The sequence below is a fragment of the Streptococcus sp. WM07 genome, assembly GCF_004570525.1.
Classification (GTDB): domain Bacteria; phylum Bacillota; class Bacilli; order Lactobacillales; family Streptococcaceae; genus Streptococcus.
Map to the genome: position 1 here is coordinate 1 of NZ_SPPZ01000298.1, position 358 is coordinate 358.

Here is a 358-nt window from a genome sequence, read left to right on the forward strand (position 1 = left end):
TATTGCTAGGAATATCCAATGTCTGTGATTTATGCCAAACCGCATTATCCATCACCAAAATAATATAGTCGTTAGGGTAAGCTTCTGACAGTTGTCGTAAAAATTCATTCATCCAAGCCGTATTACACCCACCAGCTATGATAAAAAATGAATCACCTGTATGTGCATCTACCGCTCCATAACAATAACGATATTCACGAATATGATGACTAGCTACTTGAGGACGACAACCTTTTTTAGACCAACAAGCTCCTAGTTTACTAATACGTCCAAAGCCAGCCTCATCTTGATACATAAGCCGAACTTTTTGGTAAGATTTACCACAGATAAAGCGCTTACTTGATTTTTCCTCAAATTG

The 358-nt window shown here is 37.7% G+C and carries 1 protein-coding gene; it reads right to left on the bottom strand.

Features of this window, described 5'->3' with window-relative positions:
* Nucleotides 1-358, bottom strand: a 358-nt coding sequence (locus E4T71_RS09315) for a transposase (RefSeq protein WP_194181273.1), incomplete at both ends; no start/stop codon positions are given.